Raw genomic sequence first — 723 nt, 5'->3', positions numbered from 1 at the left:
GCCACTCCCGGGCGCCGGTGGTCCGCCACGGCGGCCTGGACGACGCGGTCGGCGTCATCCACCTGCGTGACCTGGTCGGCGTCTCCGACGACCGGCCGGTCGACGAGATCGCCCGACCGCCGATGCTGCTGCCCGACTCGCTGCCGGTGGTCGACGCGCTGCGTCAGTTCAAGGCCGAACGCCAGCACATCGCGCTCGTGGTCGACGAGCGCGGCGCGGTCGACGGGATCGTCACGCTGGAGGACATCCTCGAGGAGATCGTCGGCGAGATCTACGACGAGACCGACCGCGACCTGCGTTCCGTGCGCACCGAGCCGGACGGCACGCTGGTGCTGCCCGGCACGTTCCCGGTGCACGACCTGACCGACCTGGGCGTGGAGCTGCCGAACCGGCCGGCGGGCGACTACACCACCGTCGCCGGGCTGGTGCTGATCTGCCTCGGGCACATTCCGACGGTGGCGGGGGAGCAGGTCACCGTCGACGGCTGGGAGCTGGCGGTGGCCGACGTCGACCAGCGGGCCATCACCGAGGTGCGGGTCCGCCGGCGCGGCCGCGGCGACGACTCCCCGGACGACGACGCCGCGGACGACGCCGGCGAGCCGGCCGACGCCCCGGAACTCGACGAGGCGCGCCGCTGACGGACGGCGTCCGGCAACTCGGGCCTCAGCGGCGTCCGGCCGGCGGGCCGAACGGGAAGCCGGGCACCGGCGGAAGCAGCTGCAC

General features: G+C 74.7%; 1 protein-coding gene. It reads left to right on the top strand.

Annotated features, from left to right (window positions below; translation table 11 throughout):
• The coding region (locus KBX39_RS32430) for a transporter associated domain-containing protein (protein ID WP_210874245.1) at positions 1-638 on the top strand (638 nt) is incomplete at its 5' end.
• Positions 639-723 lie beyond the last annotated feature (85 nt).

Origin of the sequence: Micromonospora sp. D75 (assembly GCF_018070405.1) — a bacterium.
GTDB classification, from domain to species: Bacteria; Actinomycetota; Actinomycetes; order Mycobacteriales; family Micromonosporaceae; genus Micromonospora; species Micromonospora chalcea.
This window is presented reverse-complemented; position numbering and strand designations above follow the sequence as displayed.